This window comes from Eoetvoesiella sp., assembly GCF_035555955.1.
GTDB lineage: Bacteria > Pseudomonadota > Gammaproteobacteria > Burkholderiales > Burkholderiaceae_B > Eoetvoesia.
On sequence record NZ_DATMGA010000035.1, the window covers coordinates 1 to 14,108 of the forward strand.

The following is a 14,108-nucleotide window of genomic DNA, read 5'->3' on the forward strand; positions in this document are numbered from 1 at the left end:
CTTCGCCCTGTTCATCGTAGACATTGAACGAATACTCGTCGTAGCCGTCGAAACTCAGCCACTTGTCGCGCATCACGGCTGACAGGCTGATCGGCAGGCCGCCGGCCGGCCCGCCCGACACATACGATATCTGCACATCAGCATGCAACGACTTGGGCGCCACCAGCAGCGCCGCGCCGTCTTCACCGCTGATCTTCAGGCTGCCCGCCAGCACCGGCAGCTTGAATTCCTCGACCTGGAACTGGCCGCTCGGTGGAACATAACCATTGCCCTTGCCGGTCAGCGTAACAGTGTACAGCCCCAGCTTGGCGGTTTTGGGAACCGCGAAACTGCTGACCGCGTCCAGCCCGCCGGAAGCTGTCTTGCGCCACGACAAAGGCTGCTCGCTGCGCTCGCCCGATCCCTGGTGCTCGATCACCAGCGTCGTGGGCAACTGCGTCACGTCGTCCGGCGCGGCCAGTCCATCGCGGGTCTGCACGCGGATGAAATGCTTCATGGAAACGGTGTCGCCCGCGCGCAGCAAGGTACGATCGAACACGGTGTGCGCGACCACGGTGGGCGTCGGCTCGGTATCGGTGGGAACGTTGAAACGCCACGACTCGATCCCCCGGTTCCAGGACGACAGCACGAACGAAAAATCCGCCTTGCCATGGGCCAAGGGGTGGCTGGCCGGAATGCGCGCCGATACGTAGACGCCGCCAAGCCCTGTGGCGGGGCAGTAGTCACGCGCATCCAGGGCTTGCGGATAGTGCCAGACTCCCTGGGCATCGGTCTTTCCCGATGCCAGCGCATTGCCGTCGCAATCCAGAATATTCACCAGCGCATCGGGCACGACCTTGCCCTGATCCAGCGTCGTCACCCAGACCAGCGCGTCGTCGCGCCCTCGTTTCAGGTGCACGCCAAGATTGGTGACCAGCGCCGAGCTGCGCACATACATGGGCCGCCCCGACTTCAGCAGCGACGCCCCCAGCCGCGCCGACTCCACTTCCAGCACATGATAGCCGGGCTCGGGAACCGGAACGCCGATGACCTCCAGGGGCCGGGGGTCGCCCTTGTTCAATGGGGGCAAAGCCAGCTCGCGCACGTCCTTGCGCCCCGCCAGGGCGGCGAAGCCGCGCACGTCCATGGGCTTGCCCTTATCGCCAACAGGCTCCTGGTCGGCCATGATTCTATTCACTTGGCCGCGCGTCCAGAAGCCTTCTTCCAGGCGCTGCAAGCGCGCATACCAATGCAGGACATCGACATCGTCCTGGGTGACGTGGTCGCGCACCGTTCCCGCGGGCACGGCAAGCTCGCTGGCCTGCAGCCCGGCCTCGACATTGCGCACCGACAGCGACACGCTGGGAGGCTCGCCGCCATCGCCGGCGGCGGCCGGCGCATAAGCGAAGCGCTCGATCACACCGAAGGGCGCCGCGGCGAACTTCACCAGGGGCGGAAATGCCGCCGTGGCAATCTCCAGCGGAAACCGATCCGCGTTGCTCAGGGGACGGCCGGCATCGTCCTTCATGCCATCCGGCAACTGGAGCGACAACTTGGCCTGCTCGGGAAAGGGTCCGATGAATCGCACATGATCGACCGTGCCCCGATATGCCGCGTCATCGTTTTTCGCGGGCGACAGTTCGCCCGAAGGCGTCTTCAGGCGTATCCCGGCAGCCAGCTCGCTGGGCAAGGGAGCGCTGAAACTCAACGTGATCGGCGATACCGGCGTGCACGCCGCATTGGCGTTCTCGCGCAGGCAACTGAACGATGCCGTGAAAGGCTGGCGCACGGTGTATTCGAAAACTTGCGCCTTGTCCGTAGCCACGCCGGAAGGAGTCGCCACCCCCGCCCCAACCACCAGTTGCAATCCGGCATCGGCCGGCAAACGGCGTTTGCATTGCACCAGCTGGAAGCTGGCGTCGCGCCGATCGTCGGGAATGTCGGACGCATCCAGAATAGCTTTGCGCTGGTCGCCCTCGATCACGCGCACCGGAATTTCTTCGCCCAGGCCCTGCGCCAGGCAGGCCGAATGCGCCAGCAGCGTGGCCGGGTCCACCTTGCCGTTGAAGTGCAGGACAAAAATCTGTTCCTCGTCGACTTCCGGGCCATAAGGACGGGTATCGACGATATGCGGGCCGCCGGTGGAAAAGCTGAACCGGGTCTTGCCGCGCAAGGTTTCGCCGGCCAGCGTGCGGAACGCCTTGTCGACCTTGGCCTCGCACCGCACCCCCGGCCCCGGGGCCTGGATGAATACATAGGTCCAGCGCCTGGCATCGACCCAGCGTCCCTGCCCCTTCACACCGGCATCATCGCACTCGACCCGCAACGGCGCCGCAGCCTGATCGTCGCCCACGGCCACCACCGGCACATCGAACGTAGCCTTGACGCTTTCCACCACCGAGACCCGGCCCTGCGGGGAAAACTGCGTAATCTGGGCCGCCTGCGCAAAGCAAAGCGGCAAAAATGCGGACAAGATCAACGCTGCGCGGCGAACCATGGCAATCCCCTCTTCCCGTTTGCGGGTTATCAGCCGTGCAGTTTACTCAATAAGAAAGGGATGAAAGGTAAAATTCCGTTCGCTGGGCAAAAGCCCGCCGAGTATGCGATAATTGCCGGCTTGTTGGCCCTCTAGCTCATGCTTGGTTAGAGCAGCGGACTCATAATCCGTTGGTGCCGTGTTCGACTCACGGGGGGGCCACCAAGAACACCAAATACTTGGGCCAACCTCTTCGGGGTTGGCCTTTTGCTTTGCTCATGGTGGGTTTTACCAGCGTCGCAACCTCGACAATTCGGCCCGGTTCAGCCGCGCGGCTTCGTCCACCGCGTAGCTCTGCTCTCCCGGCTCGTAGCTTCCCTTGTAGATGCACCGGCTGCGGTTGCCCGCACAGTCGTCGCCCGCCGAGGTCGAGGCGGGTTTTCGATCGGAACCGCCAAGACCGATGACGGAGCACCCGGAGACAAAGACGGCAAGCAGCAGCGCAATGCCGCATCGGCTGAACATTCGAATGGACATTCCCCAATCCTGCAAAATTGTTGTAACCCTTGTTATAGCAAACCCGTGGCAGCCGTGCCGAATCGAACTGTATCCATCGATAACCAGTCTGAACGAAACAGGCCCTAAAGCGACATCCCGCCCGACACCTCGATCGCCACGCCGTTGATATAACTGGCGTCGTCGGAAGCCAGGAATGCATAGACATTGGCAATTTCGGCCGGCGAGCCAAGGCGGCGTTGCCAACACTGGTCGCGCAGGCGGTCCAGCACCTTCCCGGGCATGGACTTGAGGATGTCGGTTTCAATGAATCCCGGGCACACGGCATTGACCCGGATTCCCTTCGGCCCCAGCTCCCGCGCCCACGTCTTGGTCATGCCGATCACGGCGAACTTGCTGGCCGCGTAGTTCGTCTGGCCGAAATTTCCATACAGGCCCACAACGCTGGAGGCGCTCAGTATCACGCCGCTCTTTTGTTCGATCATGGTGTCGACGACGCTCTGCGTGCACTGGAACACCCCCTTCAGGTTGACGTCGATGACTTTGTCGAACTGCTCCTGCGTCATTTGGGCGAGCCTTGCGTCCTGCGTGATGCCGGCGTTGTTGACCAGGATATCGACACGGCCGAACTTGCTTTTTACGTCGTCCACCATTTCGTCGATGGCCTCGCGCTGCGTGACATCGAGCGTGTACGCATGGGCGGAATGGCCGTCCGCGTTCAGTGCTTGCGCCTCTTGCTGCACCATTTGGGAGTTGCGGTCGCACAGGATCACGGTGGCGCCCTCGCTGGCGAATTTCCTGGCGGTTGCCTGCCCAATGCCCGCTCCGGCTCCGGTAATCAAAGCGACTCGTTCTTTAAGCTTCATTATTCTTGACCTTATCAAAGTGAAAGCGTTTTCGCGGCCGTGGATTCCGGCCAATAGCCAATAGCCAATAGCCAATAGCCAGAAAGAATACACGTATTTTCTCCAGGCATGATCGATGCCGCGCGCACATCGTACAATCGATGAGCCCGAGTTCGCCAGGCGTGCCGACTGTCCCCAACGCTCGAACCGGAATCGGCGCTGAACGTCCCGGCCGGCCGGACAGCGCACCCAGCGTGTCAACAAACCCTTATCGCCGCCAAGGATTCTCCCATGATCGTTCTACCCGTGATCCACCACCTTCATGCCACCCTCTCGCTGGAGCAGGCGGAAATAGCCGCCAAGGCGGGTGCCGACGGAGTATTCCTGATTTCGCATCAAGGAGCGGACGAAGAACTTCCGAGTGTCGGCAAGGACATCAAGGCAAGCCACGGCAATATGCTCGTCGGCGCAAGCCTGCTGCAAACAGATGCGCTGAAAGCCTGTGCGCTGCTCCAGGCCGCCGGCCTGGACACTCTGTGGGCGGACAACTGCTATGTGGATTCCAGTGGCGCGACAGCCCAAGCGGCCCAGCTTCACGAGCTTTCGCGCACCGGCCGTTCCATCCAGATCTTTGCCGGCGTTGCGTTCAAATACCAGAAGCCGGAACCGAATCCTGCCCTGGCGGCCTACAACACCCTGCAAGCGGGGTTTCTGCCCACGACCAGCGGCGCAGCCACTGGGTCGGCTCCACAGCTTGAAAAAATCACCGCCATGAGCGAACAGGTCCAGGGGCGCCTGGCCGTGGCCAGCGGGCTCAGCGTGGATAACATTGCCTTATTCGCCCCGTATATTTCGCACGCCCTGGTGGCCAGCTCCGTGTCCAGCGACGAGCATCATTTCGACTACGACACGCTGGCGCGCTTTGTGGATCTGGCCAAACGGCAGCAGGCAGGCCAAGTCCCCCATTGCCGATAGCGAACCGCCTATGACTGCGCCGCCTTCGGGCTGCGGTTTTCCAGCCAGTCGATGCCGGCCTCTCCGTGCGCGGTCAGCCATTCATTGGCCTTGCGAAAATGCCCGCAGCCCATGAACGGCCTGGGCGGACGCATTGCGGACAAAGGCGATGGATGATTGGCCTTGAGCACCAGTATCGGCCCCGCGGCCGGATGTTCGTCGAGCAGGGCCTGTTTGGATTGCGCATGCGAACCCCAAAGCAGAAAGACCTTGGGGCGCGGGACGCGCAGCACGCGCTGAATGATGGCGTCGGTAATGATTTCCCAGCCCCGCTTGGCATGCGATGCCGGCTTGTGGGCTTCGACGGTCAGGGTGGTGTTGAGCAGCAATACGCCGCGCCGGGCCCATCGAATCAGGCTGCTGCGCTGGGGAACGAAGGCGTCGGGATACTCCTTCGACAGCTCGGCAAACATGTTTCTGAGACTGGGAGGCATGGGACAATTGTCGGGCACCGAAAAAGCCAGCCCCTGGGCCTGGTTCGGGCCATGGTAAGGGTCTTGCCCCAGGATCACCACCTGCACGTCCTGCGGCGCGATTTCCAGCAGCACCCGGAACGGCCGCAACGGGAAAATCATGGTTCCCGCGGCAAGACGCTGCGCAAGAAAATCGTCCAGCGAGCGCAAGGTTTCCTGCTCGCGCGCACCGGAAAACGCCTCTTGCCACTGGGGCGGCAGGACGTCGACATGCGCAAACAAATCTCCTTGAAACGCGTTCTGCACTGCGTTGATGGTGGCTTCCGGCATAATCCTTTCCTTAGTGCTTTTGACGGATTGTAAGCCCTTCGCCGCATCCAAATGCTAACGGTATAGAATCCCCGGAAACCACAGGGCTATCTGCGGAAACGCCACCAGCAACAGCAACAAGGCAATGGGCGCCGCCAGGAACGGAATCACCCCACGATAAATCACCGACAACGGAATATCGGGCGCCTGGGCGCGGATCACGAAAATATTCATGCCCACCGGCGGATGGATGAGCCCCAGCTCGACCACCAGCACCAGCACGACCCCGAACCATACCGGATCGAAGCCGGCTTCGGTGACCAGGGGAAAAAACACGGGCACGGTGATGAGCACCATGCCTATGCCGTCCAGAAAGCATCCCATCACAATGTAGAACAGGATGAGGATGAGCATGATGACGGCGGGCGACGCATGCAGGCTGCGGGTCCACTCGACCAAGGTATGCGGCAGCTCGGTCAGCACGACGAAGTACGAAAAGATGAACGCGCACAGCACGACCAGAAACAGCATGCTGGAAATCAGTATGGTTTCCACAAACGCCGCATGCACGCGGGCAAGCGGCAGCCGTCGCCTGAGCAAGCCCAGCAGCAAGGCGCCGAACGACCCGACCGCCGCGGACTCGGTGGGGCTGAACCAGCCCAAATAGATACCCCCTATCGAAACTCCGAACAACAGAATGATCTCCCACATGCTGAACAACGCGCGCAGCCGTCCCTTCCAGCCTATGTTCGGCATGGCTTCCTCATGGTTGTCCTTGCGATGCACCATCCAGCCCAGCACGACACCGTAGAACAGGGTGAGCAATATCGAGGGAATCAAGGCCGCGGCGAACAGCTTCTGCACCGACTGCTCGGCAATGATGGCGTAGATGACCAGGATGATGGATGGAGGAATCAGGATGCCCAGTGAACCTCCTGCAGCGATGACGCCGGTGATCAGCTTGTCGCCATAGCCGGCCCGCCGCATTTCGGGCAGCGCGATCCGGGACATGGTGGCGGCAACCGCCAGCGACGAGCCGCACACCGCGCCGAAAGCCGCGCTGGCGCCCAGCGTCGCATACGCCGGCCCGCCACGTGCACCGGAAAACAACGCGCGAACCGAGCTGAACAACTGGCTCGAAATACCGGCGCCCGAAGCCAGGGCCCCCATCAGCACGAACAGCGGCACCACCGACAAGGCATAGGCGGACCCCATTTCAAACGGCGTCGAACCCAGGACGATGAAGGCCTTGTCGAAGCCGCTGATGGCGGCATACCCCAAAGTGCCGACCAGCCCCATGGCAATGGCCACGGGAACCCGGGCGAAGATCAGAATCAGCAGCGCCATCATGCCCAACAACCCAATGTACTGAACGCTCATTCGCGACCTCCGGCAATGGAACCCTCCTCGCCGTCCAGCGGGCGCCGGACAAGACGGCACAGCTTGTACAGCGCGGCAAGAAACGCGGCGAGAATACCCACCAGGCACGGAATCCACAGCCAGGCCAGAAGTATCGGCAGATCCGGCTTGCGGTCTCCGTATACATAGGCCTCCCAGGCGGGCGCCGGCATGTACCGCAGCAGCAGGCCAAGGAACACCACGGCAAGCAGCAAGGCGATGACCTTCAGAACATGCACGGAACGCGGGCCGACGAAGTGATCGACGACATCGACCATGATATGAGTGTCGTCGAGGAAGGCCTCGCCGATGCCAAGGAACACGACAAAGACCATCAACGTCTCGACGATGTCGTAGGTTCCCAGAATGGGGACCGAAAACAAATTGCGCAGCAGGACGTCGGCCATCGTCACGAGCATCATAAGGGCCAGGGCCAGCCCGGCCACGAGGGTCAGCGCCCGAAAGCAATACCGCACGACCCGGTGGAAGCGGCCGCCGCGATGAGTGGTCAAGGACATGTCATTGCTCCTTGGCGCGCGCGGCAATGGCCTCCTTCAGTCTTTGCAGCATGACCTTGCCCGGCAGGCCTTTTGCCTCGAGCGCGGCGACCTTCTTGTCGATCAGCCCGGCGGTAAGCGTTGCGTAGGCCTTGGCATCGGCATCGCTCAGCCGCACGATCTTGACGTTGTGCGCTTTCATGTACTTGAGGCCGCGCTCGTCGGCAAGGTCGGAGTCGGTACCGACCCGTTTTGCGCCGGCATTGCCGGTGGTCTGGTCGATCAGGGCCTGCAGATCCTTGGGAAGATCCGCATAGCTCTTGGGATTCATCACCATCGCAAACGTGACCACCCCGGCGTTGAAAGCCGTTGCATATTTAAGGTCGGAGCCCAACTGGAAGCTCTCAGCCCCTTCGTAGGACATCAAGGTTCCATCTATGGTGCCCTTGTTCAGGGCATCGGCCACCTCGGATGGCGCCACGCCCACCGGCGTCGCGCCCAGCGCCGACAACAGCGACGCATACACCGTGCCAGGATGGCGGATACGCAGACCGTGCATCTGCTCCAGGGTGGTGACCTCTTTGGCGGAGGTAAGCAGCGGAATTGGCGGGGTCGACATGAAATACAGCACTTTGACGCCTTTGTATTCCTTTGCCAGCAAGTCCTTGACGTCCATGAGCGCCTGCGAGCCCGTCCTGCCGTTGGGAATGAGTGTGGGGTATTGCGCCAGCTCGGTCATGGGAAAGCGGCCGGGCGTCGCCCCTTGCAATACGTACGCAATGTCGGCCACTCCAGTGCGCGCCAGGTCGAACTGGCGATTGACCGGCCCCATTTGTCCCGATGGAAACAGCTTGAGGATCAGCCGTCCGCCGGATTTCTCCTTGAGTTCCTTGGCCCAACGCCTGATCTCGATATTGATGGTGTGCTTGGGCGGCAGATAGCTCGACACCTTGAGCTCGTAAGTTTGTGCCGCCATGGCCGGTGAAGCGAAAGCAAGAACGGCGGCCGCAGCCGCGCCCAGAAACATACGTCGTGTACTCATGGTTTGTCTCCATAATTATCGGAAACCCTCCGGGCATCTTGCCCTGTCTTGGGTGTCCGGTCTTGAATTCAACGATCAACGCATTATTTGCTGCCTGTCTACCACAGGCCCGATCGGGCCTGAACACTTAAACGAAACCTCCGTCCGGCCTTCCCGGCCGGCACGGCGAACCTGGCGAACGAGCCTAGGTGGAACTGGAAAAGCCGCCATCGATGACGACGACTTCGCCGGTAACGAAACGATTTCCCTGCACGAGGCTGAGCATGGTCTGAGCCACGTCGTCGGCCGTAACGCAGCGCTTCAAGGGCGTCAGCCTGGCCCGCCTTTCCATGAGGCGGTCGTAATTGTCCTGGAGCATGCGCTTCATCCAGTCGCCTTCCATCCAACCCGGAGCGACGGCATTGACGCGGATATCGGGACCCAGGTTGTAGGCAAGAACCTTGGTCAGGCTGACCACCGCGGCCTTGCTGGTGGCATAGGCCAGAGGCTGGGGCCCCGGGCGCAGCCCGACGATGCTGGCCGTGTTCACCACGCAGCCTCCCGCGGCCTTGAGCATGGGCACGGCCGCCCTAGTCACCTGGAACATGCCGCGCACATTGACCGCGAACACGCGATCCCAGTTTTCGGCGGTAACGCCCTCGAAATCCTTGGGGCTGATGGCCGACGTCGTGCCCGCGTTGTTGATCAGAGCGTCCAGTCTGCCGAAGCGTTGCTCCACCTGGGCCAGCATTTGGCGCACGGCGGCATCGTCGCTGACGTCGCACTGAATCAGGATGGTTTCGGCCCCAAGATCCGCCGCGGCCCGAGCGGTTTCATCGGCCGCCGCCTTGCTGCTGCTGTAGTTGATGGCCACGTCGTAGCCCGCCCCGGCCAGCGTCAGCACCGCGCTGCGCCCTATGCCCGTGCCTCCGCCCGTAACCAGAGCGACCGGCTTTTCATGATTCATATTGCCTCCTGCCTCGTTTGATTATTATGAACATGTTCCACTTTAGATCATGATCATATTTATGGCAAGAAAAAATCCACCAGCCATCGAACGGAAGCCGGCAACCAATCCACTCGGCAAAAATCATTGACATGAAAATGATCAAAATCTAAACTGAACATGTTCATATTATAAAAACAACCATCCATATGGAAAGGCCGACCCAGGCCGCCGTTCAGTCCGTAACCATCAGGAGGAAGAAAATGCTTGAAGGAGTCGTCCCGTTCCCGCCGGAATACGCCAGGCGCTATCGTGAAAAAGGCTATTGGAAAGACAAGTCGCTGGCGCAGGAATTCGCAGCCGTATTCGACAACTACGCCGACCGGGTGGCGTTCATAGATGGCGAGCGCTCGTACACCTATGCTTGGATGGACCAGGCCACCGACAGGCTGGCGCTGAACCTGCTGGACATCGGGTTGAAACCGCTGGATCGCGTCGTCGTCCAGCTTCCGAATGTCATCGAGTTCGTCATCCTCTATTTTGCGCTGCAAAAAATCGGCTGCATCCCCATTGCCGCGCTGTCCAGCCACCGCTACCAGGAAGTCAGCCAGTTCGTGACCCTGTCCGGCGCGACGGCCTGCGTATCGCCGGATCGCCAGGGCGATTTCGACTTCCAGGAAATGATGGCCCGCGTGCAAAAACAAAGCCCCTTCCTCAAACACCGCATTGTCCTGGGCAAGCCTGAAAGCGGGTTTCATTCGCTGCGCGACCTGATAGACACCCCGCCCGCGCATCCGGACAGATCGCGGCTCGAAGCCATCGACATCGATCCCACGGATCCCGCCGTGTTCCAGCTTTCGGGCGGCACCACGGGCATTCCCAAGCTCATACCGCGCACGCACAACGACTACGCCTACAACTCGAAAATAGCCGCCAAAGTCTGCCGGATCGAATCGCATCACGTATTGCTCGTCATCCTGCCCATCGCGCACAACCTTCCCCTTGCCTGCCCTGGCATCCAGGGCTTCATGTTCCAGGGGGCCAAGGTCGTGCTTTTGGCCAGCACGCGTCCGGAAGACGTATGCGCGGCCATCCAGCAGAATGGCGTCACCCACATCAAGGTCGTTCCCGCTTTGCTGATCCGGCTGCTGAACGACCCGGTGCTCGGCCAATACGATCTCTCGTCGCTGAAGGTCATCCAAAGCGGCGGGCAGCGGCTGCAGCCCGAAGTGCGCATGCTGGCCAAAAGGCTGATACCCAGCGCCTTCATCCAGGAAAATTTCGGCATGGGCGAAGGGCTGCTGTTTTTCGTGCGGCACGACGACCCCGAAGACGTTCGCCTGGAAACGGTTGGCAGCCCTGTCTGCCCCGACGACGAGGTTCGCATCGTCGACGAGGACGGCGTGGACGTGCCATTCGGCGAAACCGGCGAGATGTGGTGCCGGGGCCCCTACACCCTGCGCGGCTACTTCGGTGTTCCCGACTACAACAAGACCGCCTTCTCTCCCGACGGGTTCTATAAATCGGGCGACCTGATGCGCCAGCACCCATCGGGGCGCTACATGGTCGAAGGCCGGCGCAAAGACCTCATCAACCGCGGCGGAGAAAAAATCAGCGCCGAGGAGATCGAGAACCTGATCCTCTCCCACCCCTCGGTCAAGGACGTTGCATGCGTTCCCATTCCCGATCCGGACATGGGCGAGCGGATGTGCGCCTGCGTGCTGCTGCATCCCAACGCAACACTCGACTTCAAAGAGCTGAAGCACTTTCTCATGGACAAGGAGATCGCCAAATACAAGCTCCCCGAACGCCTGGAAATCATGACCGAGTTTCCGCTGTCCACCTTCGGCAAGGTTTCCAAAAAGAAGCTCCGGGAAAACATTACCGAAAAGATGAAAAGCGAACAGAGGAACTCCGGCGCGGCCACCGCCTGATCCGGCCGCCCCGCTCCATTACCCACGAGGGATCTACATCATGAGAATCATCGACCTGCATTGCTATCCCAACACCGAACAATGGACCGCATGCCAGCAACCCTACGTCGACGCCCTGGCTGAATACTGGAACCGCCCCTGGCTGCCCAAAACCGAAGAAGAGGTGGTCGGGGAGTTCGCCGCCGCGGGCGTGGAGGCCGTCCTGGTGGCCCTGGACCTGGAAACCACCATAGGCACACCGCCGTGCAGCAACGAATACGTGCACGGCATGTGGAAGCGCAACCCGGATCGCATTATCCAGGCCTGGGGGGCCCTGGAGCCTTCCAAGGGAGAGCTGGCCATCCGCGAAGCGCAACGGGCCGTCAGGGAATTCGGCATGCTGGGCTTTCACTTTCATCCCATCATGCAGCATTTCTCGGTGGACGACCGGCGATACTACCCGCTGTTCGAGGAAATTTCCCAGCTTGGCGCGGCGGTGATGATAGACGTGGGCACCACCGGCATGGGGGCCGGCATGCCCGGAGGCATGGGCGCCCTGATCCGCCACGCGCACCCCAGCGCCATCGACGCGCTGGCCGCCGATTTTCCCAAGCTCAAGATCATCATGGCGCACCCCGGCTGGCCCTGGGTCGATGAAACCACGGCGGTCGCCCTGCACAAGGGCAATGTCTATTGGGAGATGTCGGGCTGGGCTCCCAAGTATTTTTGGCCACAGTTAAAAATAGACATGCGCTCGCGTCTTCAGGACAAGGTCATGTTCGGCAGCGACTATCCCAGCATGCCTTACGAGCGCCTGCTGCGCGAATGGGGCGAGCTGGGCTACACGGACGCCGTCATGGAAAAGATATTCCATGGCAATGCCGAACGCATACTGGGTCTGTAGCGAAGCCGGCGCCGCCGCGCGTCCAGCCGCGGCTACACAGGCTCCAGGCCGTGGATGTACAGCTTGAACTGCTTGCGCAATGCGGACAGCCCCGCCTTCAGGTCGGGGTTGTCCTGCGAGATCCATAGGCGCACCGCGCCCGCATAAATAAAGAACAGCCCCAGGGCAACGTCGGCCGGCTTGGCGCCGGAGCGTATTTGCCCGCGTTCTTGCGCCCCCGCCACCAGCTGCATGACGGTATCGACGACGCGCAGGCGGTTCTCGTTGAATTCGACCGAGAGCTTGCCGTGCTGATAAAAAGCCAGTTCGCGCAGCAGGATTCTCGACAAGGTGGGGTTGCCGGCGAAGTCCTCGTATAGAACCGAAAAGAACGTCACCAGTTGTTCGAGCAGCGGCCGGCGGGGATTCACCGCGCGGACGCCCGCCTGCTGCAATTCGTTGAGATGATCGACGTAGATGAGAAAGATGAGATCGCGCTTGTCGTCGGCATAATTGAACAAGGTGCCCAGGCCCACGCGCGCGCGCTTGGCAATGTCGCGCGTGGTCGCGGCATCGTAGCCCAGCTCGGTGAAAAGCTCTTTGGCGGCGCTTTTTATGCGCTGGAGCTTTTCCAGCTTGTTCTGTTCCCTCAGTCCCAGGGCTGGCTCGTCGTTCGCGCCGGTTTTTTTCATTAATTAACCACTTATTCGGAGATAAAGCCGCCAGCAGGCCCCGCCGCCGGCGGAACTGCGCGCCGCCGGCCGCCTGCCGCTCGACGCGGGCAAGGCCCTTCATTTTATCATCAGGCCGAACAAGTTCAATTATGAAATGCGTCAGGGCCTGTTAACAGGCCCTAGATAAGGAACTGCTCGAGCGTGGACGGCGCGAACAAGTCCGCGATGCCCATCTTGCGCTCGGAAAGGCCCTGCGTATGGTGATAGCGCAGGAACGCCTCGATCGCCGGCTCGTTGCCCTGTATCCCGTAGCGCCAATAATCGGCGCCCATCAGGGCGATCGTGTCGCGGTATTCGTCCGCCACCCAAGGCAGCATGACCTTCAAGGCGGCCAGCTCGCTCAGCGACTGCTGCGCAACATCCTTGGCCTGGGTGAACGCCTTGAGCACGCTGGCCGGCAGCCACGGGTGCTGCTCGACGAGCTCGTTCTTGATGCCGACGACATGCATCATGGGAAAGATGCCGGTCCTGGCGAAATAGTCTTTTTCGGCCCGACGAAAATCCGGGAACAAGCGTCCGATATTGGCCTGCCCATTGGCAAAGGCGCTGGGCACGCGCGGCGCGATGATGCCGTCTATCTTGCCGTCGATGAACCACTGGTTCAGCGTTTCCGAGGACGGTATGGGCTGGATGTCGAGCCCGGCGGTATTGGACAGCGCCACCTTTTCGTGCCGGCCCGGCTGCTCCACCCCGCCGGTGCGCCAATGAATGTCCGACGGCTTGACGCCGTACTCGTCCTCCAGAATGCCCCTGGCCCAAACCAGCGCCGTCAGCTGGAACTCGGGCACGCCCAGGGTCTTGCCGACAAGATCGCGCGGCTCGCGGATGCCGCGGTCGGTGCGTATGTAGATGGACGAATGGCGGAACATTCTTGAAAGAAAGACCGGAATCGCCACATACGGCGATGCGCCGCGCGAACGCAGCACGGTATAGCTGCTGAACGAAAGCTCCGCCACGTCGAATTCGGCGGAGCGCAGGGCGCGGAAGAAGGTCTCCTCCACCGGCAGGGACAGATAGTTGGGGTCGCATCCCTCCACCTGCACGCGCCCATCGAACAAGGCGCGCGTGCGGTCATAATCCCAGCAAGCCACCGTTAACGGCAATTTCATCTCTTAGCTCCTTAAAACCGGGCCTGTCTCAACCCGTTGTCGTCCATGCTGCAGT

At 61.3% G+C, this 14,108-nt stretch carries 13 protein-coding genes and 1 tRNA gene; 4 read left to right on the forward strand and 10 right to left on the reverse strand.

Features of this window, described 5'->3' with window-relative positions; translation table 11 throughout:
• On the reverse strand, positions 1–2,476 hold a 2,476-nt coding region (locus VNT00_RS10090; RefSeq protein WP_325587040.1), incomplete at its 3' end, for an MG2 domain-containing protein.
• A gap of 125 nt (positions 2,477–2,601) precedes the next feature.
• Here VNT00_RS10090 and VNT00_RS10095 point away from each other — a divergent pair.
• Positions 2,602–2,680 (forward strand) — tRNA-Ile (locus VNT00_RS10095).
• 63 nt (positions 2,681–2,743) lie between these two features.
• On the opposite strand, the gene VNT00_RS10100 is transcribed toward VNT00_RS10095, so the two are convergent.
• Positions 2,744–2,992 (reverse strand): hypothetical protein, encoded by a 249-nt coding sequence (locus VNT00_RS10100; RefSeq protein WP_325587042.1) that lies wholly within the window; start codon positions 2,990–2,992, stop codon positions 2,744–2,746.
• 104 nt (positions 2,993–3,096) lie between these two features.
• Positions 3,097–3,837 (reverse strand): 3-oxoacyl-ACP reductase FabG, encoded by a 741-nt coding sequence (gene fabG, locus VNT00_RS10105; protein ID WP_325587044.1) that lies wholly within the window; start codon positions 3,835–3,837, stop codon positions 3,097–3,099.
• 270 nt (positions 3,838–4,107) lie between these two features.
• Here fabG and VNT00_RS10110 point away from each other — a divergent pair, with 270 nt between their 5' ends.
• Positions 4,108–4,791 (forward strand): BtpA/SgcQ family protein, encoded by a 684-nt coding sequence (locus VNT00_RS10110; RefSeq protein WP_325587046.1) that lies wholly within the window; start codon positions 4,108–4,110, stop codon positions 4,789–4,791.
• Between the two features lie 8 nt (positions 4,792–4,799).
• Here the strand turns inward: VNT00_RS10110 and VNT00_RS10115 are convergent, their stop codons facing one another.
• The 5 genes from VNT00_RS10115 to VNT00_RS10135 form a co-directional block, all read right to left on the reverse strand.
• Positions 4,800–5,573, reverse strand: coding sequence for a uracil-DNA glycosylase (locus VNT00_RS10115; protein WP_325587048.1), 774 nt, complete (start codon positions 5,571–5,573; stop codon positions 4,800–4,802).
• Between the two features lie 54 nt (positions 5,574–5,627).
• Positions 5,628–6,932 (reverse strand): TRAP transporter large permease, encoded by a 1,305-nt coding sequence (locus tag VNT00_RS10120; RefSeq protein ID WP_325587050.1) that lies wholly within the window; start codon positions 6,930–6,932, stop codon positions 5,628–5,630.
• Positions 6,929–7,468, reverse strand: coding sequence for a TRAP transporter small permease (locus VNT00_RS10125; RefSeq protein ID WP_325587052.1), 540 nt, complete (start codon positions 7,466–7,468; stop codon positions 6,929–6,931). Before VNT00_RS10125 ends, VNT00_RS10120 begins: the two co-directional genes overlap by 4 nt.
• A gap of 1 nt (position 7,469) precedes the next feature.
• Positions 7,470–8,489: a TRAP transporter substrate-binding protein gene (locus VNT00_RS10130; protein WP_325587054.1), complete on the reverse strand. Its 1,020-nt coding sequence runs from the start codon at positions 8,487–8,489 to the stop codon at positions 7,470–7,472.
• Positions 8,490–8,673: 184 nt separating this feature from the next.
• Positions 8,674–9,435, reverse strand: a complete 762-nt coding sequence (locus VNT00_RS10135; RefSeq protein WP_325587056.1) for an SDR family NAD(P)-dependent oxidoreductase — start codon at positions 9,433–9,435, stop codon at positions 8,674–8,676.
• Positions 9,436–9,677: 242 nt separating this feature from the next.
• On the opposite strand from VNT00_RS10135, the gene VNT00_RS10140 reads away from it, so the two are divergent.
• Both VNT00_RS10140 and VNT00_RS10145 read left to right on the forward strand, forming a co-directional pair.
• Positions 9,678–11,348, forward strand: a complete 1,671-nt coding sequence (locus tag VNT00_RS10140) for a (2,3-dihydroxybenzoyl)adenylate synthase (protein WP_325587058.1) — start codon at positions 9,678–9,680, stop codon at positions 11,346–11,348.
• A gap of 40 nt (positions 11,349–11,388) precedes the next feature.
• Complete coding sequence (locus VNT00_RS10145) at positions 11,389–12,231, forward strand: amidohydrolase family protein (protein WP_325587060.1); 843 nt, start codon at positions 11,389–11,391, stop codon at positions 12,229–12,231.
• 32 nt (positions 12,232–12,263) lie between these two features.
• Here the strand turns inward: VNT00_RS10145 and VNT00_RS10150 are convergent, their stop codons facing one another.
• Positions 12,264–12,902 carry a TetR/AcrR family transcriptional regulator gene (locus VNT00_RS10150; RefSeq protein ID WP_325587062.1) on the reverse strand — a complete coding sequence of 213 codons (639 nt, stop codon included), beginning with the start codon at positions 12,900–12,902 and terminating at the stop codon, positions 12,264–12,266.
• 161 nt (positions 12,903–13,063) lie between these two features.
• Positions 13,064–14,053 carry a substrate-binding domain-containing protein gene (locus tag VNT00_RS10155; protein ID WP_325587064.1) on the reverse strand — a complete coding sequence of 330 codons (990 nt, stop codon included), beginning with the start codon at positions 14,051–14,053 and terminating at the stop codon, positions 13,064–13,066.
• Positions 14,054–14,108: the final 55 nt, after the last annotated feature.

Coding starts and splice junctions, on each gene's coding strand:
- VNT00_RS10100 (WP_325587042.1), bottom strand. CDS start 2,992: ATGTCCATTCGAATGTTCAGCCGATGCGGCATTGCGCTGCTGCTTGCC.
- fabG (WP_325587044.1), bottom strand. CDS start 3,837: ATGAAGCTTAAAGAACGAGTCGCTTTGATTACCGGAGCCGGAGCGGGC.
- VNT00_RS10110 (WP_325587046.1), top strand. CDS start 4,108: ATGATCGTTCTACCCGTGATCCACCACCTTCATGCCACCCTCTCGCTG.
- VNT00_RS10115 (WP_325587048.1), bottom strand. CDS start 5,573: ATGCCGGAAGCCACCATCAACGCAGTGCAGAACGCGTTTCAAGGAGAT.
- VNT00_RS10120 (WP_325587050.1), bottom strand. CDS start 6,932: ATGAGCGTTCAGTACATTGGGTTGTTGGGCATGATGGCGCTGCTGATT.
- VNT00_RS10125 (WP_325587052.1), bottom strand. CDS start 7,468: ATGTCCTTGACCACTCATCGCGGCGGCCGCTTCCACCGGGTCGTGCGG.
- VNT00_RS10130 (WP_325587054.1), bottom strand. CDS start 8,489: ATGAGTACACGACGTATGTTTCTGGGCGCGGCTGCGGCCGCCGTTCTT.
- VNT00_RS10135 (WP_325587056.1), bottom strand. CDS start 9,435: ATGAATCATGAAAAGCCGGTCGCTCTGGTTACGGGCGGAGGCACGGGC.
- VNT00_RS10140 (WP_325587058.1), top strand. CDS start 9,678: ATGCTTGAAGGAGTCGTCCCGTTCCCGCCGGAATACGCCAGGCGCTAT.
- VNT00_RS10145 (WP_325587060.1), top strand. CDS start 11,389: ATGAGAATCATCGACCTGCATTGCTATCCCAACACCGAACAATGGACC.
- VNT00_RS10150 (WP_325587062.1), bottom strand. CDS start 12,902: ATGAAAAAAACCGGCGCGAACGACGAGCCAGCCCTGGGACTGAGGGAA.
- VNT00_RS10155 (WP_325587064.1), bottom strand. CDS start 14,053: ATGAAATTGCCGTTAACGGTGGCTTGCTGGGATTATGACCGCACGCGC.